The following is a 22,103-nucleotide window of genomic DNA, read 5'->3' as shown; positions in this document are numbered from 1 at the left end:
CGCGGGCGGGACGCGTGTCCCGGCCATGAGAGCAGCCCTTGCATCGTAGGCATGGCAAGCCTTCATCCAGCTTTCCCGCCGTTGCGCGGCTGGCTCAGGGAAAGTACCGAGGAAACCCGGCAGGGCAGGCGCTCAGTGCGGCCGGCGCTCCGTTGGCTTGCGCTTGCGCGCAGGTACGGGCGCGGGCTGATCCTGCGCCCGCTGCTGTTCGGCCGCGCCGCGCAGCAGCCAGCTGATCAGCTGCTTGGACTGCTGGATGCGCAGGCGGCGTCCCTTGGCGCTATCTTCGAGATAGTCCGTCGACAGGTGGAACAGGTAGGACACCACGTAGCCGCAGAGGTCGTCGATGATGGGGCGCGACAGGCCCGGGCTGAGCTCCAGCCTCTCGATGTCTTCCGCCATCTCGCCGGCGATATCCGCCAGCACCTGGCGCACCGCTTCGCGCAGCGCCGGCTGCGGGCCGGTGCTGCCGCACACGCCGACAAAGAAGGCGTCGGGGTGGGCATCAGCGTAGGCGAAGAAGGCGTCGCAGGCGCGGGTGGCGACCTCGCCGGGGTTGTCCTGCGCTACCGCCCAGCGCACCGCGCGCAGCATGGGCCGCAGTTCGTTGCCGACCTCGGCCACGGCGGTCAGCGCCAGGTCTTCCATGTCGCGGAAGTGGCGATAGAAGGTGTTGGGGTTCAGCCCCGCTTCGCGCGCCAATTCACGCAGGCCGAGGCCGGCGAAGCTGCGCCTGGCTGCGGCCAGGCGCAGCGCCGCGTCGATCAGTTTGCGTTTGCCGCCGGCAACGTCTTCCATGGTGTCGGGCAAAAAAGTTAGGGCCGGGACATGCCGGCTTGAATATGCCGGCTTGAATATGCCGGCTTGAATATGCCGGCTTGGGCGAATCCGGTTTGGAATTGACACTCGGTCTACATTCGTCTACTTTGCTGCAAAAGTAGACGGTTGTCTACGTCGACTTGCAGGAATAGCCATGTACGCCATGCACCCGGCAGAAAACAGAAAATCGAACAAGAGACACAAGGCGGCGCCCGAGCCCCTTGGCCCAACCCTGGCGTTTCGCCCGCCGACTACCATCTGGTGACCTGAACATGCAGCGCGCCTCCACTCCCGCATCCGCCGCTCCGGCAGCAACCTCGGCGACCATTCCGGCGGCGCAGCCCGCACGCTCGCTCGAACCCATCCCGCGCGACCCGGGCTGGCCGCTGGTCGGCAACCTGCTGCAGGTCACGCCGGGCAAGGTCGGGCAGCACCTGCTGGCGCGCAGCCGTGCGTTCGACGGCATTTTCGAACTGGATTTCGCCGGGCGCCGGGTGGCGTTCGTGAGCGACGCCGCGCTGGTGGGCGAGCTGTCGGATGGGCAGCACTTTCGCAAGATCGTCGGGCCGCCGCTGTCTTACCTGCGCGACCTGGCTGGCGACGGCCTGTTCACCGCGCACGCCGAGGAAGAGAACTGGGGCCGTGCTCACCGCATCTTGATGCCCGCCTTCAGCCAGCGTGCGATGAAGGGCTACTTCGACGTGATGCTGCGCGTGGCCAACCGGCTGGTCGACAAGTGGGACCGCCAGGGCGCCGACACCGACATCCCGATCGCCGACGACATGACCCGGCTCACGCTGGACACCATTGCGCTGTCAGGCTTCGGCTATGACTTCGATTCATTCTCGCGCGAGCAGCTCCATCCCTTTATCGACGCCATGGTCGGCGCGCTCGAGGAGGCCATGGGCAAGCTCACGCGCTTTGCGCTGCAGGACAAGTTCATGCACAAGGCGCACCGCAAGTTCGCCGACGATATCCAGTACATGCGAGAGCTGGTGGACGACGTGGTGCGCCAGCGCCGCGCCGCGGCCGGCAATCACGCCGGGCAGCCGCCCGCGCACGACCTGCTCAACCTGATGCTGGAGGCGCGCGACCCCGAGACCGACCAGCGCCTGGACGACGTGAACATCCGCAACCAGGTCATCACCTTCCTGATCGCGGGGCACGAGACCACCAGTGGCCTGCTCACGTTCGCGCTATATGAGCTGCTGCGCCATCCCGGCGTGCTCGCGCAAGCCTATGCCGAGGTGGACGCGGTGCTGCCGGGCGACGCGCAGCCGGTCTATGCCGACCTGGCGAAGCTGCAGGTGATTGACCGCGTGCTCAAGGAAACGCTGCGCCTGTGGCCCACGGCGCCCGCCTTTGCGGTGGCCCCGTTCGAGGACACGGTGATCGGCGGGCGCTACCTGATCCGCAAGGATCGGCGCGTCTCGGTGGTGCTCACCGCGCTGCACCGCGACCCGAAAGTGTGGGCCGATCCGGAGACCTTCGACATCGACCGCTTCCTGCCCGAGAACGAGGCCGGGATCCATCCCCACGCCTACAAGCCGTTCGGCAATGGCGAGCGCGCGTGCATCGGCCGCCAGTTCGCGCTGACCGAAGCCAAGCTCGCGCTGGCCCTGATGCTGCGCAACTTCCAGTTCAGCGATCCGCACGACTACCAGTTCCGCATCAAGGAAACGCTGACCCTGAAGCCGGATGCGTTCACGCTGCGTGCACGGCGGCGCCGGGCGCATGAGCGCATCGCCGCCGCGCCCGCGCCCGGCGCCGCCAGCGTGCAGTCGCAACCCCCGGCGGTGCGCGGCAATGGCCAGCCCCTTGCCGTGCTGTGCGGCTCCAGCCTGGGCACCGCGCGCGAGCTGGCCGAGCAGATCCACGCCGGCGCGCTGGCGGCCGGCTTTGCCGCCACGCTGCGCGACCTGGACGAAGCCGTGGGCGCGCTGCCCACCGATGGGCTCGCCGTGATCGTGGCGGCGACCTACAACGGGCGCGCACCCGATTCAGCGCGACGTTTCGAAGCGATGCTCGATAGCGGCGATGCTGGCGGCTACCGCGCGCAAGGCCTGCGCTTTGCATTGCTAGGCTGCGGCAATTCGCAATGGGCCACGTACCAGGCATTCCCCAAGCGGCTGCACGACTTCTTCAGCGCGGCTGGCGCGGCGCCTTTGCTCGCGCGCGGCGAGGCGGATGGCAATGGCGACTTCGACCAGGCTGCGGAGTCGTGGCTCGCCGCGCTGTGGCAATCGCTGCAGGCGCTGCGCGTGGAGCAGGGCGCGGCACCGGATGCGGCGGGCGCCAGCCAGATCGAGGTGCGGCTGCGCGATATCGCCACCATCCGTGCCAGCACGCTGCCGCCGTCGGCGCAAGCCTTCACGGTGCTGGCCAACACGGAGCTGGTGAACGATCCGGCGGGCCTGTGGGACTTCGCGCTGGAAGCGCCGCGCACCGCCACGCGCGACATCCAGCTGCGCCTGCCGGAAGGCGCAAGCTACGCGACCGGCGATCATCTTGCGGTGTATCCACGGAACCATCCCGCCACCGTGCGGGACCTGTGCGAGCGGCTCGATCTCGATCCCGACGCCATGGTGACGCTGTCCGCCGCGCCTGGCTGCACCGCGCGCGGGCTGCCACTGGACGAGGCATTGCCCCTGCGCGAGCTGCTGACGCATTTCATCGAGCTGCAAGATGTGGTGTCGCGCCAGACGCTGCGCACGCTGCTGCAATACACACGTTGCCCGTTCACTCGCGCGGCGCTGGAGCGGCTCGGCTCGGACCACGCGCAAGAGGGCTACGCGGCGCGCGTGGCGTCGCAGCGGCTGGGGCTGGTGGATGTGCTGGTCAGCCACCCCGCCATCGCGCTCACGCTGCCGGGCCTGCTGGCTTGCACGGTGCCGATGCGCCCGCGCTTCTATTCCATCGCTTCGTCGCCCCTGGCCTCACCGGACGTGGCGACGATCACGGTTGGCACCGTGTGGTCGCCCGCGCTCTCGGGGCGAGGCATGTTCCGTGGCGTGGCGTCCACCTGGCTGCAAGGACTCGCGCCGGGCGCCGTGGTGGCGGCAGCGATCCGCACGCCCAACCCGGCCTTCGCGCCCGATCCCGATCCGGCGCGGCCGATGATCCTGGTCGGGCCAGGCACGGGCATCGCGCCGTTCCGCGGCTTCCTGGAAGAGCGCGCAGCGCAGAAGGCCGCCGGACGGGCGGTAGCCGCCAGCCAGTTTTATTACGGCTGCCGCCATCCCGGGCATGACTGGCTCTATCGCGATGACGTCGCGCGCTGGCAGGCCGAGGGCGTGGTGCAGGCGCATGCGGCTTACTCCACTACCCCCGCTGCGGACCAGCGCTATGTGCAGCATCTGCTATGGCGCGATCGCCAGGCCATTTGGGCGATGCTGCAGGACGGCGCCACGATCTATGTGTGCGGCGATGGCCGGCAGATGGCGCCGGCGGTGCGGCGCACGCTGATCGAGATCGCGGCGCAGCAGGGCGGCATGAGCGAGGCCGCGGCCTCCGACTGGCTGGCGGGCATGGTGGCGCAGGGACGTTACCGCCAGGACGTGTTCAACTAACCCAGCCAGGAGCCGGTAGCCAGTAGCCGGTTGGCAGGATTCTGCGGATCATTGTCAGCCGCCAAGCTCGCGCTTTTCGTACGCTCGGTGCCATCCCCGTCTCTTCCTTACCGGAGCGCCCGATGGCACGTCCCGCAATGTCCCAAGCCCGGGTCCTGGCAATCTGCCAGGCCCTGTTTACTTCGGCGCTGTCGGTCGACCTGACCCTGACCGGGCTGGTCGGCTACACGCTCGCGCCCGACAAGGCGCTGGCCACGCTGCCGTTCGCGCTGATCACGGTGGCGTCGGCGCTCACCGCCATCGCGGCCGCCTTTCTCATTGAGCGGCTGGGGCGCCGCATCGCTTTTTCGCTCGGCGGGCTCGCGTGCTGCGCGGGCGGGCTGGTGTCGGTGTGGGCCATCTCACACCATGACTTCGTGGCGTTCTGCGTCGGTACGGCGCTGGTCGGCGTGTTCCAGGCGTTCGCGCGCTTTTACCGGCTGGCCGCGGCGGACGCCGCCGCGCCTGTGGATAAGCCGCGCGCCATTTCCACCGTGCTTACCGGCGGCGTGGTGGCTGCCGTGTGCGGGCCCGCCATCGCCGCGTGGAGCAGCGACCTGATGGTGGCGCAGCCCTTTGCCGGATCGTATGCGGTGGTCGCGATGTTCGGCATGGCCACGGTCTTGCTGCTGGCGCTTGGCTACCGCGAGCCAAAGGCGCACGCAGGCGCGGTGGCGGCCGATCACGGCGCCGCGGCGTTGCCCGCACGCCCGCTCGCCGAGATCGCGCGCCAGCCGGTATTCCTGGCGGCGTTTGCCAACAACGGCATCGGCAACGCGGTGATGATGTTCGTGATGACCGCCACGCCGATTGCCGCAGTGGCGTGCAGCCATACCATCACGCAGGGCGCGCAGATCATCGAGTGGCATCTGGTGGGCATGTACGCGCCGTCCTTCTTCTCCGGCTGGCTGCTGCAGCGCTTCGAGCGCGGGCCGATGCTGATGTGCGGCATCGCGCTCGCTGCAATGGGTTCGCTCGTGGCCCTGGCCTCGACGGCGTTGCCTGCCTTTTATGTCGCCTTGTTATGCCTTGGCATTGGCTGGAATTTCATGTTTGTCGGCGGCACCACGCTGCTGGCGGAAAGCTACCGGCCCGCCGAGCGCGCGCGGACCCAGGCGTTGGCCGAATTCTGCGCCGCCGCGCTGACCGCGCTGGCCACGCTCGCGGCCGGGCAGGTGCTTTACCGCTATGGCTGGCAGGCCGTCAACCTCGCCGTGCTGCCAGCGCTGGCGGTGGCGCTGCTGGTCACGCTAGGCTGGCAGCGCAGCATGCCGCGCGCGGCGGTGCTGGCCGGATAAGCGCCGGCACCAGTATGATCGGCGCTAACCGCGCTCGCGCACTCGCGCACTCACACTCTCGCCCTGGGTCACCGTCCATGCCTGCCAGCCATCCCTTGCCGAATGATCCGCCGCGCATCGTCGTGCTCGTCGCGCCGGACCCCGCGCAGGAACTCGACGTGACCGGGCCCAGCGCGGTCTTCGGCCATGCCAACCGGCTCCCCGGCCGGGCCTCGCCGGCCTACGACATCCGCATTGCCAGCGTGCGCGACGACGGCCTGGTGTGCACCGAAAGCGGGATCCGGCTGCTGGCCGACGCGCCGTATCATCGCATCGGCGACATGCTGCCCGGGCCGATCGACACCTTGCTGATCGCCGGCGGCTCAGGCCACGCCGCGGCAGCCGACGACGCGCGCCTGATCGCCTGGATCCGTACGCAGGCACCACGCGTGCGCCGCCTCGGCGCGGTCTGCACCGGCGCGTTCGTGCTGGCGCGCACCGGGCTGCTGGACCGCCATCGCGCCACCACGCACTGGCGCCACGCCGCGCGGCGGGCGCAACGCCATCCGCTGGTACAGGTGGACCCGGACCCGATCTGGATCCGCGCGGGCGATCTGTACACCTCGGCCGGCGTGACCGCCGGCATGGACCTGGCGCTGGCCTTGGTGGAGGACGATCTCGGCCATGCTGCTTCGCTGGCCGTGGCGCGCGAGCTGGTGCTGTTCCTGCGCCGTCCCGGCAGCCAGGCACAGTTCTCCACGCTGCTGCAGGCCCAGAGCGCGCAAAGCCCGGAGTTGCGTGAATTGCAGGCCTGGATGGCGGAGCACCTGGCGCGCGACCTGTCGGTGCAGGTGCTGGCCGAGCGCGTGGCGATGAGCCCGCGCAACTTCGCGCGGCAGGTCGGCGAGACGCCGGCGCGCTACGTGGAGCGGCTACGTGTGGAAGCGGTGCGCAGGATGCTGGAGGAAGATGGGCGACGCCTGGATGGCATCGCCCGTGCGACTGGATTTGCCAATGCCGACGTGATGCGCCAGGCGTTCCAGCGGCATGTGCAAACCACCCCGGAACGCTATCGGGCAGCGTTCCGGGCAAGGCCGGAGGAGTCCGGCAAGGGCCTCAGGCCTTAGCTTGCAACGCGGCAATGCGCTGCTCGATCGGCGGGTGGCTGGAGAACAGCGACAGCCACGACTTGCCACCGGCAATGCCCATCGCCTGCATGTTCTGCGGCAAGCCTTCGGAGTCCAGGCCGCCCAGCCGGCGCAGCGCCGCCACCATCGGCGTGGGGCTGCCCATGAGCTTGGCCGCGCCGGCATCGGCACGGTATTCGCGATGGCGCGAGAAGGTGGCCACGATGATGCTGGCCAGGATGCCGAACACGATCTCGCATACCACCACCGTGATCATGTAGCCGATGCCGGGGCCGCTCGATTCCTCATCGTTCTTGCGCAGCATCGAATCCACGAAGTAGCCCACCACGCGCGCCAGGAAGATCACGAAGGTGTTGACCACCCCCTGGATCAGCGTGAGCGTGACCATGTCGCCATTGGCGATGTGGGCGACTTCGTGCGCGAGCACGGCCTCCACTTCGTCGTGCGACATGGTTTGCAGCAAGCCGGTGGAAACGGCTACCAGCGAGCTTTTCCTGGTCGCTCCGGTGGCGAACGCATTGGCTTCGCCTTCATAGATGGCGACTTCAGGCATCGGCAGGCCGGCGCGGTCGGCCAGCTTCTGCACGGTCTGCACCAGCCAGACTTCGGTGCCGTTGCCGGGCTGGGTGATGACTTGCGCGCCGGTCGACCACTTGGCGATGGTCTTGGACATCAGCAGCGAGATGAAGGAACCACCGAAGCCCATCAACGCGGCGAATGCCAGCAGCATGCCGAGGTTGAGGCCGTTGCCGGTGAGGAAGCGGTTCACGCCCAGCAAGCTGGCGGTGAAGCTGAGGACAAGCATGACGGCGAGGTTGGTCGCCAGGAAGAGCAGGACGCGTTTCATGTTTTGTGTGAGGAAGTGATCAATGCCATGGTGAAAACAGGGGCGCGCATCGCAAGCACGCGCAGCGCCAGGCCAGGCGCGCCGCGTGCAGGAGACTAACGACAGGAAAACCGGGAACCTGACTACGAGCGCACGCAAGGCCAGCGCACGCGCGCGGGAGTGACTCAGGCGCTGGGAGGGCGCTGCTGAAGGGGGAGGTCGGGGTCGGACATGACGCCCGCGCGGTGCGCGGGCGCTGCGCTGCGGGCAAGCCCTGCGGCAAAGCGCGGGGGCGAGGCCGGCAACAGGGATTCGGCAAGGTCGGCGCCGGGCTGCGACGGATCCTTGGCGTCGCCAACGTCAGCGGAGCCCGGGGCTGCGCTGGCATCGATGGCGGCAGCATGGGCCGCATCGCCTGCGGTGGCCACAGCGGCATCTTGTGCCAAGGTGCTGCACGAATCCGCCTGCACCGTGTTGCCCACTGCGCACGTGCGCGCGCCTGCCCAGCTTTGGAAGGGCATGACGGCAAGCATCAGGAGCAGCAGCAGGAAGCGGATTGCGCGCACAAAAAAATCGGGGTTGGGATCGCGTGTCAGGGGGTTCGACACGAAATCGAGCAAGGAATTCTACAGGATGCGGCGCCGTGGCATGTTATGGCGAAAGCGTCACTGCGCGGCGCTCAACCCAGGATATTCCGCGCGGCGCGCGTACCCCACCAGGCCGCTTCCTCGAACACCGACACGCCGGACAGGTCCGCATGGGCAAACAGGATGCGGCCATCGGCCGCGCGCAGGGCCGCGGCACCGGCATTGCCCAGAAAGCCCGTGCGCGGCGAGGCCATGGCGTGCCCGCGCACCGTGATTTCCACCGCGTCCGCGTGGCGCCAGAAGGCGCGCCCGTAGACCGTGCGCAGATCGGTGGTGGCATAGTCCATCAGCTCGGCGGCGCTGGCCTCGGCCAGCCAGCGGCGGGTGTCGGCGAGCGAGCGCGGCGCCGCGCCGGGGCTGGCCGCAAAGTCCAGCGGACAGTACGCGGTAAAGACCGTGGCTGCTGGCTTTGCCTGCCGGATCAGTTGATGGGTACTCACCACATAGCCCAGCCCGCGTCCGCCATGCACCACGTTGTCCCACGCCAGCGGCACGCCCGGCGCTTCCGGCGGGAAGCCCTGCAGGCGGAAGCTGGACACCAGCCAGGACGCGGTGGGCGGCAGGTGGCGCGCCGGGTCGAAGCCGAATTCGCGCAGCGGCGCCACACGGGCGGCCACATGCAGGGGCATGGCGCAGATCACGCGGCGCGCGCGGATGCGGTAGATGCGCGGGGGACGGGCGCCAACGCCATCCGGCCACCAGGCGCACAGCACCGACACCCCACGGCCCTGCTCCTGCACTTGCAGCGCCATGCCGGGACGGCGCCAGGGCTGGGCGCCAGGTTTGACGCCGCGGTGCGCATCGATGCGCGCCGAGAGCCGCGTCACCAGCGCGTGCAATCCATCCGGCCAGGTCAGCACGGCGCCGTCGGCCGCATCGCTTGCATGGCCCGCGCGGCTGGCGAAGTAGTACAGGCCGGCCCAGGCCGAGATCAGCTCGTGCCCCGCGCCGTAATCGTCGCGGCAGCAGTAGTCCACATAGGTGTGCAGGGTGGGCGCGGTAAAGCCTTCGGTCAGCATCCACTGCCGCATGCTCTGCTGGTCGAGCCGGGTCCAGGCCGGGTCTTGCGAGGCCAGCGCCAGCGGGATGGCAAAGGCCTTGCGGCCGTCGCTGCCACGCGCGCTCTTGAGCTGCTCGACGCGCGCGAGAAAGCGCGCGTGCTGCGCCGCTTCCTGCTCCGGCGCAGCGTCGCTAGGCAGCAGGCCGTCGTGCCACTTGCCGGCGAAGAACAGGCGCTCGTCAGGCGCATGCACCAGCGCGCGTTCGTCGAACTCGGGCCGCGCGGCGAACGGGTCGCGCTGGATCACGCCGGTGTCGGCCAGCATCTCGCGGATGTGCGTGGACTCGGGCGAGGGCAGGGGCAGATAGTGCGCGCCCCGCGGGAAGGCCAGGTCGCCGCCGAAACTTCCGGCCGCCGCGTTGCCGCCGAACTCCGGGCCATCCACCAGCAGGAAGTCCTTCAGGCCGCCGCGCGCCAGCTGCCACGCGGCGCTGAGCCCGGCCACGCCGCCGCCGAGGATGGCAACATCGGTCACGATCTCGTCCTGTGCGGAAACGGTCGACGGCCAACTGGCGGCATCGCGCAGCGCGTGGCCTTCGGCCATGCCGGGGCGCAGCACCACGGGCATGGGCTCGCGCAGGCCGACGCCGGCCAGGAAGCGCCTGGTATCGTCGCCCAGGCGATCGCAGCCGGACAGCAAGCCCAGGCCGCTCGCGCCAGCGCCGGCGATCAGGAAGCGGCGGCGGTCCATGCCAGTTCCGGTTGCGGGTGATGCGGATCAGCGAATGACATTGCGCCAGTCCTGCTCAAAGTCATGCACCAGCGACTGCTCGTTGAGCCGGTTGGCACGCGCCTCGCGCGGCGCCATGTCGGCCGGGAAGCGGAACATCAGCGCGGTGCTGTCGGCGTCGAGGAATTTGAGCGGCACGGTGTAGCGCGTGGGCGGCGTGTAGTCGTCGCGCTTGCCCGCAAGGATGAAGCCCCATTCGCCGAAGGACGGCACATAGGCGTGGTAGGGCCAGGTATGCAGGCCCGCCTCGCGCAGCGTGGCGTCGATATCCCAGAACGAGCGCGGCGCAAAATACGGCGAGGTGGACTGCACCACGGCATAGCCCTTCTCCGCGAGATGGTGCGACATCAGCTTGTACATCGGCACCGAGTACAGCTTGCCCAGGCCGAAGTTGGACGGGTCGGGCAGGTCGACGATGATGGCGTCGAACATCTCGTTGTGCTGCTCCATCCATTGCGCGGCATCCGCATTGACCACCTGCACGCGCGCGTCCTTGAGCGAGCCCTGGTTCAGCGCCACCAGCGGCTCGCTGCGCGAGAACAGCGTGGTCATGGCGGGGTCGAGGTCGACCAGCGTCACGTGTTCGATGTTCTTGTGCTTGAGGATCTCGCGCACGGCCAGTCCGTCGCCGCCGCCGATCACCAGCACGCGGCGCGCCCACGGCAGTGCCTGCAGCACGGGATGCACCAGCGCCTCGTGGTAGCGGTGCTCGTCGCGCGAGGAGAACTGCAGGTTGCCGTTGATATAGAGGCGCATGTCGTCCTTCCAGCGCGTGATCACCAGGCGCTGGTACGGCGTGCTTTCGCTATGGATGATCTCGTCGCCAAACATGCCGCGCTCGGCCCAGTGGGTCAGCCGCCCCGAGGCCAGGAAGCCACCCGCTAGCAGCACCAGCACCAGCGAGGCGCGCAGCATGCGCGACATCACCGGCTTGAGTTCGTCGCGGAAGATGTGGATGGTGACGAGCGCCACGCCCGCATTGAGCATGCCGAACAAAAAGCCGGTGCGCGACAGCCCCAGGCGCGGCGCCAGCACTAGCGGGAACACCAGCGAGACGGCCAGCGCGCCAAGGTAGTCGAACGTCAGCACGCGGCTGACCAATTCGCTGAAGGCGGTGCGGCGCGTGTTGAGCACCCGCATGACCAGCGGGATCTCCATGCCTACCAGCACGCCGAGCACGAACACCATGGCGTAGAGCGCGGTGCGAAAGGGCGCGGACAGCCAGGCAAACACCACGAACAGGAGTGCCGCGGAGATGCCGCCGAGCAGGCCGATCAGGATCTCGATATCGATGAAGCGCGCCAGCACGTCCTCATCCTTCACATAGCGCGACAGCCACGAGCCCACGCCCATGGCGAACAGGTAGCAGCCGATGATGGAGGAGAACTGGAGGATGGAGTCGCCCAGCAGGTAGCTGGACAGGGCGCCTGCGATCAGCTCGTAGCCGAGCCCGCAGGACGCCACGATCAACACCGAAAGAACAAGGGTACGGTCGCGCATCGGGGCTAGGGAATCGGGGGTCGGAGAGGAAGCCGGGAGGGAAGCCGGGAAGGACGCTGGAAAGGGCAGGCGTGGCGCTCAGGCGAGCCGCCGCGCGATGCGCGCACGCCTGGCAAACTGCAAAAAGTTGTGATGAACCGAAATGGACAACGGATATACTTGGGCGCCAACTGCCAACAATGCTGATGTCGCCAATACGGCTTCACGATTCACGATTCACGACTCGCTTACTGTTGCTGTTGCGGCAGCCCGGAACACCGTCGTGGAACAAGCAGGAGATCAACCAGGATGCAAGCCATCTACGCCTACGTGCTGCACCTGCTGGCCGGCCTTGCCCTGCTGGCGGTGTTCGTCGGAGTCTACACCAGGATCACGCCGTTTCGCGAGTTCGCGCTGATCCGCCAGGGCAACCTCGCGGCAGCGCTTTCGCTGTCGGGGGCGATGATCGGTTTTTGCTTTACGCTGTCGTCCAGCATCCAGCACAACGACACCTTCCTGATGTTCCTGGTGTGGTCGGTGGGGGCGATGCTGGTGCAGGCGCTGGCCTACGCGGGCCTGGCGCGCGCGCTGCCCGACATGGATGCGGCGATCGAATCGAACAATATCGGCATGGGCGGCCTGATGGGCGCTATTTCAGTGACGGTCGGCTTGATCAATGCCGCCTGCCTGTCCTGACTTCCTGATCGTGCTGGAACAACGCTGAGAACCTGGGGATTGCCATGAGCATCGGATCGTTCATCAAGAAGCAGTTTATCGACATCCTCCAGTGGACGGAGGACACGGACGGCGTACTGGCCTGGCGCTATCCGATGGAGGATATGGAAATCCAGTACGGTGGCAGCCTGACCGTGCGCGAGTCGCAGATGGCGGTGTTCGTCAACGAAGGCAAGATCGCCGACGTGTTCGGGCCCGGCATGCACAAACTCACCACGCAAACGCTGCCTGTGCTCACCTACCTGAAGAACTGGGACAAGCTGTTCGAGTCGCCCTTCAAGTCGGATGTGTACTTCTTCAGCACGCGCTTGCAGATCGGCCGCAAGTGGGGCACCGCCCAGCCGATTACCATCCGCGACGCCGATTTCGGCATGGTGCGGCTGCGCGCCTTCGGCCTGTATTCGTACAAGGTGGCCGACGCCGCCAGGTTCTATACCGAGATCAGCGGCACGCGCGCCGAGTACACTCGCGACGAGGTGGAAGAGCAGCTGCGCAACCTGTTGATCGCCACCATGACCGCCACGCTGGGCGGCGCCTCGGTACCCTTCCTGGACATGGCCGCGAACCAGGCGCTGATGTCGCAGACCATCCGCGACAAGCTGGCGCCGGAGTTCGAGCGCTATGGCGTGGCGCTGGATAACTTCGCGGTGACCAATGTGTCGCTGCCGGAAGAGCTGCAAAAGGCCATCGACACCCGTATCTCCATGGGCATGATGGGCGATATGGCGAAGTTCACGCAGTACCAGGTCGCCACCTCGATCCCGCTGGCCGCGCAGAACGAGGGCGGCGTGGCCGGCCTTGGCGCCAGCCTGGCGGCCGGCGCGGTGATGGGCCAGGCGATGGCGGGCGGGCTTGGCGCCGCCGCCGGGGTCCAGCCTGCCGCACCCGCCGCGGCAGCGGCCGCGCCCGCAGTGGCCGCGCCCGCCGACGATCCCGCCGCACGCCTGCAAAAGCTCAAGGACCTGCTCGACAAGAGCCTGATCTCCCAGGCGGAGTTCGACACCGCCAAGGCCGAGATCCTCAAGAAACTGATAGGCTGAGCGCGCCCTTATCCCTTAAGCATGCAAGAAATCAACTGCCCAAGCTGCGGCGCGCCGGCGGCCTTCCGCTCGTCTGCCGCGGTGATGGTGGTGTGCGAGTTTTGCCACAGCACGCTGCTCAAGGACGCCGACACGGTCAAGGACATCGGCAAGATGTCCGCCGTGCTGGAGGACTACACGCCGCTGCAGATCCACACCTCGGGCCAGTGGGACGGGCAGGGCTTCACCCTGGTCGGCCGCATCCAGCTGCGCTACGACTCCGGCCTGTGGAACGAGTGGTACCTGTTGTTCGACGACGGCAGCGACGGCTGGCTAGCGGATGCCTCCGGCCAGTACATGCTGACCCGACGCGTCACGGCCGAGCAATCCGCCGCGCAGCTCAACGGCGTGGCGCTGCCGCGCCATGACCAGCTCACGCCCGGCACACCCCTGTACTTCGACAAGCATCGCTACCTGGCCAGCGACGTGCGCAGCGCGCGCTGCACCGGCGGGCAGGGCGAGCTGCCGTTCGCGGTAGGCGCTGGCTGGACCGCGCAGGTTGCGGACTTCCGCGACGAAGGCCGTTTCCTCACGCTCGACTACGCCGATGGCGATCCGCCCGCCATCTACACCGGCCAAGCGGTCACGCTCGACCAGCTCAAATGCCAGCTGCTGCGCGAGGCCGGCCAGATCGCCGGCACCGCCGACCGCTACCGCGGCAAGGCCGTGCCGCTGGCCTGCCCCGGCTGCGGCGGCCCGATCGCCTACCGCGCGGGCGTGGCCAGCTTCGTGGTCTGCCCGAGCTGCCACAGCGAGATCGACTGCTCCACCTCCACGGCTCTCGTGCTGGAAAAGCAGCGTGAGCTCGATGCGCTCAAGACCAGCCTGGCACCGGGCGACATTGGCAACATCGACGGCAAACCGTACACGGTGCTGGGCCTGATGCAGTGCACCGACAACGACGAGGAAGAAGCCTCCACCTGGGTCGAGTATCTGCTGTTCAACGAGCAGCGTGGCCTGATGTGGCTGGTCGAGCAGGACAGCGGCTGGGACCGGGTCGAGGTGCTGGATACCTGGCCGCGCATGGTCTCCGGCACGTCCGCAAGCTACCAGGGCCAGACGTTCCAGCAGGGCTACGACTACGAAAGCGAGGTGCTGTACGCGGCCGGCACCTTCAACTGGCGCGTCAAGGTGGGCGACACCACGCGCCTGACCGAATTCGGCAAGCCGGCGCGCCGGCTCACGCGCGAGACCTCCGGCACGGAGATCGTCTGGACTTTGTCCACCACCGTGGCGCGCGCGCAGCTGGCGCAGTGGTTCAAGTCCAGCCCGGGGCTGGCCGAGGCCGCCCGCGCGCCGCAGGCAGCGCGCGCATCGGCTGCGGGCAATAGCGCCGACCTCGCCTTTTGCCGCAAGAGCGCCAAGGTCTACGCCATCCTCCTCGCCATCCTCAATGTCCCGGTGGCGCTCGTCACTGATCGGGGTTGGTTCACTATCGTCATCGGCTTCCTGCTGCTTTGGGCGCCGATCTGGCTGGTCCAGCGCTGGGCCGGAAAGGATTGAGTCAGCGTGCGCCTGCTTTATCTCGTCTACGGCATCATCGTGCTGTTCGGCACGACCTTCTTCAACATCGGCGAATCCACCGGCTCCGGCTCGTCCGGATACGCAAGCTCGCGTGGCTGGAGCGGCGGTTCCTCCGGCTCCAGCGGCTGGTCCTCCGGCGGCGGCCACAAATGAGCCGGCGGCCATGAACGCGCCAGCCCTGCCTTGTCCGGCCGTGCTCGGCCACCACCTGCTTGCCGACCTGCAAGGCGTGGCGAGCGATCTGCTGGCCGATGCCGCACTGGTCGAGCGCGTGCTTTACCGGGCGGCGCAGGCCGCCGGCGCCACCGTGGTCGATGCGCGCTTCCGGCACTTCGGGCCGGGGCTGGGCGTAACCGGGGTGCTGCTGCTCAAGGAGTCGCATATCAGCATCCATACCTGGCCCGAGTACGGCTTTGCCGCCGTGGATGTGTTCATGTGCGGCGCCGCCCGGCCAGAGCTGGCGGTGGAGGTGATGCGCGCGGCCTTCGTGCCGCGCACGCTTACGCTGCGCGACCAGGCGCGGGGCCCGGTGCCTGGCTGAGCGCGAAGCTGGCAAGGCTTGCCGCGATGGTCTACACTGCCAGCTAACCCCGTAATTACTACGGGGTATTTGGTGCGGTCGGGAGTGACCTGGAGTCGGCATGCGTATCGGTGAGCTTGCAAAGCACAGCAGTTGCGACGTGGAAACCATCCGCTATTACGAGCGCGAAGGCCTGCTCGACGCGCCCCAGCGCGAGGACAACGGTTATCGCCGCTACGGCGACGGCCATCTGCTGCAGCTGAACTTCGTGCGCCACTGCCGCTCCCTTGGCATGAGCCTGTCCGACGTGCGCCGGCTGCGCGACTTCGAGCGCGATCCGACCCTGGCCTGCGACGATATCAACAGCCTGCTGGATCGCCAGATCGAGCAGATCCACGCCCAGCGCGTGGCGCTGGAGGCGCTGGAAGGGCAGTTGCGGGCACTTCGCCATACTTGCGACCAGCCCCATCCGGCCAGCGAATGCGGCATCCTGCAGAACCTGCAGCAAGCCGCCGCCGGCGCCGCCTGCGAGTGCCATCCGCATCCGCAGAGCCACGCGTAAGGGTTGCGCCCCGGTGCCTGAAAGGTACCGGCTATGCTACGATCCCTTTACCTGCCGCGCACCAAGCTGGTGAAAAAGCGGCGGGCCGAGCCCGCGACGAAGCCTTTGAGTGAGCCATTGCTCTCGTCAGTTTCGCCGCATGGCGCGCTTTCCCGATTTTCCATTCCAATTGCTGCCGCACCCAATGACGCCTTGCTGCCTGTCGCCGATTGCTGTCGAGCTTGCCCCTGTCGGGCAGGCTGGCGCGACCGCGCACGCAGTCCAGGCGCCGCGCGCGCAAGCCAAACAGGCGATTGCCTGCCGCCGGATCAGCGTACCGCTTGATCCTGCCCGGTTCCCAGCCTGACGTTCCCCCCCCCACGCAGGCAGACGCTGAACCGGGCCGAGTCACTCCCTGTTCGCGGTTTTCCCGCCGGTACTGACCGCCGGTAACGGCCCACCTTGTTTCATGACCTGGCAACGCCAGGAGCCGATCCCCGACGGATCGCTCCAGCCCGTTCCGGGTCGCCGCATCGCCACTTAGCGAGGATTCATCATGACGGCATCGTCCAAACAACAACCGACCCTTTACCTGACCGAGCTCGACGTGACCCGTCTGGAGCGCATCGCGGGCCGCGCCGGCGCCGCGCCGCTGGCCGAAATGCTCGACAGCATCCTCGAGCGCGCGGCCATCGTGCCGGCCGAGGCGATTCCCAAGGATGTGGTCACCATGAACTCCAGCCTGCTGTGTGCGCTGGAGGGCGAGGCCACGCCGCGCCGCTGGACGCTGGTCTATCCGGATACCGCCGATTTCGAGGAAGGCCGCCTGTCGGTACTGTCGCCGATCGGCCGTGTGCTGCTGGGCGCGCGCGCCGGGCAGACCGTGAGCTACCGCCTGCCGGACGGACGTGAGCAGAGCGTCACCGTGGTGGAGCTGTCTTTCCAGCCTGAGGCCAACGGCCAGTACACCGTATAAGGCCTGGTCAAGGCCTGGTCAAAAGCTTATCCGGCACTTTTGGGTACGTTCAGGCCGATTCAAGGCTGATTCCGGGCGCCGGTCGTGGCGCCCTGGCGCGCGCTCATCGGCGCCGCCCATCCCGCAAAACGCTGGCCCGCCAGCAAGCTGTTCGCCCGCGGACCGGCCTGCGGCCTGGGCTGGCGGGCCATCAAGCATCGCTTTGGCCACCCGCCGCGCCCCCTCGCAAGCCCTCCCGTCACGCCATTGGGCGTCCAATCCGCGCCGTTCGTCCGACTTTCCAGCGTTTCACGACTCGCAACGCACCATTCGTCGCAGTGGTATTTCTCCTTGCCCGCCAAGCCACTAATCTTCAGTCCGTGCCTGCAGCGCAACATAGATTTGCCGGGGCAGCTAGTACAGAAAATTAAAAGCAAGAACGACACAATCAGTTGAAGGAGTCCCAAATGAATGCCAAACGCATCCTCGGCGGCGCTCTCGCCGTGCTGATGGTGGCCTCGTCGGCCGTGGCACTGGCAGCGCCCGCCAACAGCAAGGTCGGCAAGTTCGACGTGTACGCCGACGCGTTGCGCGCCGGCAAGTTTGATACGTTCACCGACGGCGCCAAGGCCAGCAAGTTCGATACGTTCACCGACGGCGCCAAGGCAGGCAAGTTCGACACGTTCACCGACGGTGCCAAGGCAGGCAAGTTCGACACGTTCACCGATGGTGCCCGTGCCGCTTTCAGTGGCGACATCGCAGCCAGTTCGCTGGACAACTCGCGCGGCGGCGACGGCTCGCTGTACGGCTACCGGGTCTGAAACCGACCCCCGTGGTATCTGACGGCCACCTTGGTGGCCGCCTGGGTATCACTGTTGTTCCCCGTTTTATCTCCCACCTGCCCGGCTGACCTCCTCCTCCTTCTCTCTCCCGCCGGGTGGGTGATTTTTACCCGCCGCTCCCCGCACTAGCTGCCTCTCGTTTTTCCTCCGCCAGTCTCGCAAGATCCCCGCCCCGACTATCCCGAACGCCGCTGACCGGCGCGCGCCTTGTCATTCCCGTTCGCGCCCGGCACGCCTGCGCCCGATCAAGACATAGAGCAGCGGCACCGCCAGCGAGCCGATCACGGTGGCGCCCAGCATGCCGCCCAGCACCCCGGTGCCGACCGCGCGCTGCGCGGCCGCACCCGGGCCGGTACTGATCGCCAGCGGCACCACGCCCAGGACAAAGGCCAGCGAGGTCATCACCACCGGGCGCAGCCGCTGGCGGGCGGCCTGGCCGGCGGCTTCCAGCAGGTCCATGCCGCCGCGGCGCAACTGCTCGGCGTATTCCACCACCAGGATGGCGTTCTTGGCCGCCAGCCCCATGATCACCACGCCGCCCACCTTGAAGTAGACGTCGTTCGGCATGCCGCGCAGCCAGATCGCCACCAGCGCGCCAACGAGGCCCGCCGGCACGATCAGCAGCACTGCCAGCGGCAAGGTCCAGTTTTCATAGAGCGCCACCAGGCACAAGAAGATGAACAACATCGACAAGGCGAACAGCCACGGCGCCTGCGTGCCGCTTTGCTGCTGCTCGAAGGCGCGTCCGGTCCAGCGCACGTCGTAGGCGCCGCCCAGCTCACGCACCCTGGCCGTGAGGCGTTCCATGGCTGTGCCGGTGCTGTGGCCCGGCGCCACTTCGGCGTTGATGCGCACCGAGGTGAGCCCGTTGAACCGCTCCAGCGTCGCTTCGCCCTTGCCCCAGGCCAGTTCGGCGAAGGCGCCCAGCGACACCATGCCACCGCTGGCATTGCGCACATGCACGCGGGACAGCTTGGCCGGGTCCATGCGGTAAGGCGCATCCGCTTGCAGGATCACCCGGCGGATACGGCCTTCGCGCGCGACTTCGTCGATATAGCGCGAGCCCAGCGTGGCCGACAGCGCATGGTGGATCGCCTCCGGCTCCACGCCAAAGCTGCGCGCGCGCTCGTAGTCGATGTGCAGGTCCAGCGCCGGCGCCGGCTCGCCAGTGGTGGCGCGCACCTCGCCCAGCGACGGCTCATCCTTGACGGCGGCAAGCAGCCTGTCGCGCGCGGCAAACAGCGCTTCGCGCCCGGAGCCGGCCTGCGCCACCAGCCGCATGTCGAGCCCGCCGGTGCTGCCCAGCTCAGGCAGGGCCGCGCCGTTATACGCGTACAGCTGCGCCTGTCCGCGCCCGGGCCACGCTTGCAGCCCGGCCTGGAGCCTGGCCAGCACGGCGTCCGCGCGTTCGCCGGCGCCGCGCTCCGACCAGTCCCGCAGCGCCAGGTACATGCTGGCGCGCTGCTCGCCGTTGCCGGAATTGCTCCAGCCCAGCACGGCGAAGGTCGAGCGCACGGGATACTTGCCGGCTTTCAGCCATGCCTCCAGCGCCGCCACGGTGGCGCGCGTCTGCGCCTGTGTGGCCCCCGCGGGCAGTTCCATGTCGATCACCAGTTCGCCGGTGTCCTCCTCTGGCAGGAAGCCGGCGGGGATCTGCCACATCAGCACGCCGCCGGCCACCGCCAGCGCCAGGTAGATGCCCAGCCAGCGCGGGCGGCGCCGCTGCAGCGCCAGTACCCAGCCGGCATAGCGTGCGGTGAGCGCCGTGAAGCCGCGCTCGAACCAGGCCAGCGGGCCGCGCTGCGGATGCGGGGCATGGCGCAGCAGGCTGGCGCACATGGCCGGCGCCAGCGAAAGCGCGAAGAACAGCGAGAAGGCGATGGAGATCGCCAGCGTGATGGCGAAGTGCCGGTAGATCACGCCCACCGCACTGCCCAGGAAGGCCATCGGCACGAACACCGCGCACAGCACCAGCGTGACACCCACCAGCGCGCCGGACACTTCGCGCATCGAGCGGGTCGCCGCCGCCATGGCGTGGACGCCATCTTCGCGCATGATCCGCTCGACGTTCTCTACCACCACGATGGCGTCGTCGACCAGGATGCCGATCGCCAGCACCACGCCAAACAGCGTGATCACGTTGAGAGACAGGCCCAACGCGTACAGGCAGGCGACCGTGCCAAGCAGCGAAACCGGCACCACGATCACCGGGATCAGCGTGGCGCGCAGGTTGCCGAGGAACAGGTAGAGGATCAGGAAGACCAGCGCCGTGGCTTCGCCCAGCGTGGTCAGCACGCGCCAGATCGAGCGTTCGACGAACTGCGCGCTGTCGGATGAGATCTCGTAACGCATGCCCGTGGGGCAGCCGCGCGCGGCTTCGTCGAGCGCGGCGCGCACCGCGCGCGAGGTGGCCAGCACGTTGGCGCCGTCTGCCAGCTTGAGGCCGATCGAGGCTGCCACCTGGCCGTCGTGGCGCGAGCTGTAGCGGTAGTCGCTGGCGCCCAGCTCCACCCGCGCCACGTCGCGCAGCCGTACCAGCGAGGCGTCGCCCCCGGCGCGCACCACGATCTGGCCGAAGGCCTCCGGCTCGGCGAGCGGCCGCGGCGGGCGCACCAGCGCCTGGTAGGGCTGGCCCGGCACCGCCGGCGCACCGCCGAGCTGGCCCGGGGTGACGTCGCCGTTGCGCGCCTTGATGGCCTGCTCGACGTCCGCGGCCGTGAGGCCGTAGGCGTTGAGCTTGTCAGGGTCGAACCAGATGCGCAGTGCGTACTCGGCACCGTAGGGTTCCGCCTTGCCGATGCCGGGCAGGCGGCGCAGCATCGGCAGCACCGAAGCGGCGGCAAAATCGCCGAGCGCGGTTTCGTCGAGCTGGCTGTTCTGCGACACCAGCGAGACATACATGAAGGGGCTGCTGCCGGCCTGGTCCACGAAGATGCCGCCGCGGCGCACCGCCTCCGGCAAAAGCGGCTCGGCTTGCATGACGCGGTTGCGCACGTTGACCTGCGCCAGCTGCGCATCGGTGCCCTGGCGAAAGCCCAGCGTGATGGTGGCGGCGCCGCCCTCGCTGCTGGCATCCAGGTACAGCAGCCCGGGAATGCCGTGCATCTGCTGCTCCAGCACTGCGGTCACCGCATCTTCCACGGTACGCGCCGACGCGCCGGCATAGTCCGCGTAGACGATCACGGTGGGCGGCGCCACCGCCGGATACTGGGCGATCGGAATGCGGGTGAGGGCGATCAGGCCCGCCACCATGGTGAGGATGGCAATCACCCACGCGAACGCGGGCCGGCGAAGAAAAAAGGACGCCATGGCACATTGGATTGTTTTGCGCCGGCGCGGCAGCTAGCCGCCGCGCCGGCGCGGTGGAACGGATCCGGCGCGCTGGCACCGCGAGATGCGAGCGGGCAAACGCGCCGGGCAGCGTGGCACAAACGCTGTGGGGGAAGTGTGTCTGGCCGTCGCTCTAGCGGGACGGTTGGGAGAAGCCGCGCAGCAGCGCGGCGAGCAGCACCTGCTGCCGATGCGCCAGCGGCTGCCAGTCCTCGTGGGGCAGGTGCTCGAACGTGATTTCGAGCGCGGCCAGCCCGTGCACGGCAGTCCACAGCGCGTTGGTGACATCGCCGGGGTCGTACATCGAATCGATCAGCGCGGTGGCTTGCTGGTCATGCACGCAGGCCATCAGCACCGCGTTCACGGGATCTTCCGGGAAACGCTCGCCCCAGCGCAGGTCGATCGCGCGCTCGGCGTCGGCCGGCAGGCCCATCATCATCATCAGGTGATAGCTGTGGCGGTTGGCCAGGGCCCATGCCACATAGGCATCGAGCACGGCCGGCAACGCCAGGGCCGGCGTGCCCGCGGCGGCACGCGCGTCGGCCAGGGCCGCCGCGAGGCGTACCCAGTCCTGCGCGCACAGCTCGAACAGCAGTGCGGTCTTGTCTTCGAAATGCCGGTAGATGGCGGCCGCGCTATAGCCGCAGCGCTCGCCGATGCGGCGCAACGTGACGCCGCTGAATCCCGCCTCGGCAAACAACGCGCGGGCCGCATTGAAAAAGGCTTCGCGCACACTTTCGCGCCGCAACTCGGCACCGCTGACCCGCGCAATGGGCGCAATGGGCGCGCCGGCACGCGCGGCAACCGGCGTGGCGGGTACGTTTGCGGGCGGGGCCGACGGGCTGGATTGTGCTGGGCGGGTGGCGGACATGGCCGCGATTATAAACACCGCTCACTTTGTAAACAACGTTTACATGGCGAATTCAGCACAAATAAGTGCCCCACCAGCGAGGGGGCGCTGCCCGGAGCGCCGGCGCAGCGCG

At 68.2% G+C, this 22,103-nt stretch carries 18 protein-coding genes; 11 read left to right on the top strand and 7 right to left on the bottom strand.

The window, feature by feature from the left end:
• Nucleotides 1–132: 132 nt before the first annotated feature.
• The gene (locus AC1RWI_RS29505; RefSeq protein ID WP_043350655.1) at nt 133–798 is read right to left on the bottom strand and encodes a TetR family transcriptional regulator; all 666 of its coding nucleotides are present in this window, start codon (nt 796–798) and stop codon (nt 133–135) included.
• 293 nt (nt 799–1,091) lie between these two features.
• On the opposite strand from AC1RWI_RS29505, the gene AC1RWI_RS29500 reads away from it, so the two are divergent.
• From AC1RWI_RS29500 to AC1RWI_RS29490, 3 genes are all read left to right on the top strand, one after another.
• Nucleotides 1,092–4,388, top strand: coding sequence for a bifunctional cytochrome P450/NADPH--P450 reductase (locus AC1RWI_RS29500; RefSeq protein ID WP_492870087.1), 3,297 nt, complete (start codon nt 1,092–1,094; stop codon nt 4,386–4,388).
• 122 nt (nt 4,389–4,510) lie between these two features.
• The gene (locus AC1RWI_RS29495) at nt 4,511–5,725 is read left to right on the top strand and encodes an MFS transporter (protein WP_492870086.1); all 1,215 of its coding nucleotides are present in this window, start codon (nt 4,511–4,513) and stop codon (nt 5,723–5,725) included.
• Nucleotides 5,726–5,802: 77 nt separating this feature from the next.
• Complete coding sequence (locus AC1RWI_RS29490) at nt 5,803–6,831, top strand: GlxA family transcriptional regulator (RefSeq protein ID WP_492870085.1); 1,029 nt, start codon at nt 5,803–5,805, stop codon at nt 6,829–6,831.
• On the opposite strand, the gene htpX is transcribed toward AC1RWI_RS29490, so the two are convergent.
• The 4 genes from htpX to AC1RWI_RS29470 all read right to left on the bottom strand — a co-directional run bounded on the left by htpX (nt 6,821) and on the right by AC1RWI_RS29470 (nt 11,684).
• Entirely contained in the window at nt 6,821–7,699 is an 879-nt protein-coding gene (gene htpX, locus AC1RWI_RS29485) for a protease HtpX (protein ID WP_492870084.1), read from the bottom strand. The genes AC1RWI_RS29490 and htpX overlap by 11 nt on opposite strands.
• A 164-nt stretch (nt 7,700–7,863) precedes the next feature.
• Nucleotides 7,864–8,286 (bottom strand): hypothetical protein, encoded by a 423-nt coding sequence (locus AC1RWI_RS29480; protein WP_236701940.1) that lies wholly within the window; start codon nt 8,284–8,286, stop codon nt 7,864–7,866.
• 71 nt (nt 8,287–8,357) lie between these two features.
• Entirely contained in the window at nt 8,358–10,076 is a 1,719-nt protein-coding gene (locus AC1RWI_RS29475; protein WP_043350640.1) for an NAD(P)-binding protein, read from the bottom strand.
• Nucleotides 10,077–10,103: 27 nt separating this feature from the next.
• Entirely contained in the window at nt 10,104–11,684 is a 1,581-nt protein-coding gene (locus AC1RWI_RS29470) for a polyamine aminopropyltransferase (RefSeq protein WP_269083400.1), read from the bottom strand.
• Between the two features lie 219 nt (nt 11,685–11,903).
• Here AC1RWI_RS29470 and AC1RWI_RS29465 point away from each other — a divergent pair, with 219 nt between their 5' ends.
• The 8 genes from AC1RWI_RS29465 (at nt 11,904) to AC1RWI_RS29430 (ending at nt 17,769) form a co-directional block, all read left to right on the top strand.
• Nucleotides 11,904–12,290, top strand: coding sequence for a DUF350 domain-containing protein (locus AC1RWI_RS29465; protein WP_043350632.1), 387 nt, complete (start codon nt 11,904–11,906; stop codon nt 12,288–12,290).
• 44 nt (nt 12,291–12,334) lie between these two features.
• A complete protein-coding gene (locus AC1RWI_RS29460) occupies nt 12,335–13,369 on the top strand; it encodes an SPFH domain-containing protein (protein ID WP_043350629.1) in 1,035 nt (344 codons plus the stop codon).
• 21 nt (nt 13,370–13,390) lie between these two features.
• Entirely contained in the window at nt 13,391–14,911 is a 1,521-nt protein-coding gene (locus AC1RWI_RS29455; protein WP_492870083.1) for a DUF4178 domain-containing protein, read from the top strand.
• A gap of 6 nt (nt 14,912–14,917) precedes the next feature.
• Complete coding sequence (locus tag AC1RWI_RS29450) at nt 14,918–15,085, top strand: hypothetical protein (RefSeq protein WP_158001334.1); 168 nt, start codon at nt 14,918–14,920, stop codon at nt 15,083–15,085.
• 10 nt (nt 15,086–15,095) lie between these two features.
• Entirely contained in the window at nt 15,096–15,473 is a 378-nt protein-coding gene (gene speD / locus AC1RWI_RS29445) for an adenosylmethionine decarboxylase (protein WP_492870082.1), read from the top strand.
• Between the two features lie 100 nt (nt 15,474–15,573).
• A complete protein-coding gene (locus tag AC1RWI_RS29440) occupies nt 15,574–16,014 on the top strand; it encodes a Cd(II)/Pb(II)-responsive transcriptional regulator (RefSeq protein ID WP_174425810.1) in 441 nt (146 codons plus the stop codon).
• 535 nt (nt 16,015–16,549) lie between these two features.
• Nucleotides 16,550–16,969, top strand: a complete 420-nt coding sequence (rnk, locus tag AC1RWI_RS29435) for a nucleoside diphosphate kinase regulator (protein WP_043350617.1) — start codon at nt 16,550–16,552, stop codon at nt 16,967–16,969.
• 446 nt (nt 16,970–17,415) lie between these two features.
• Entirely contained in the window at nt 17,416–17,769 is a 354-nt protein-coding gene (locus AC1RWI_RS29430) for a hypothetical protein (protein ID WP_043350615.1), read from the top strand.
• Between the two features lie 231 nt (nt 17,770–18,000).
• Here AC1RWI_RS29430 and AC1RWI_RS29425 read toward each other — a convergent pair whose 3' ends face one another.
• Nucleotides 18,001–21,099, bottom strand: coding sequence for an efflux RND transporter permease subunit (locus AC1RWI_RS29425; protein ID WP_492870081.1), 3,099 nt, complete (start codon nt 21,097–21,099; stop codon nt 18,001–18,003).
• 154 nt (nt 21,100–21,253) lie between these two features.
• On the bottom strand, nt 21,254–21,991 hold the full coding sequence (locus AC1RWI_RS29420; RefSeq protein ID WP_492870080.1) for a TetR/AcrR family transcriptional regulator: 738 nt from the start codon (nt 21,989–21,991) through the stop codon (nt 21,254–21,256).
• Nucleotides 21,992–22,103 lie beyond the last annotated feature (112 nt).

This window comes from Cupriavidus sp. MPR-AND1C (assembly GCF_058809705.1).
This window is presented reverse-complemented; position numbering and strand designations above follow the sequence as displayed.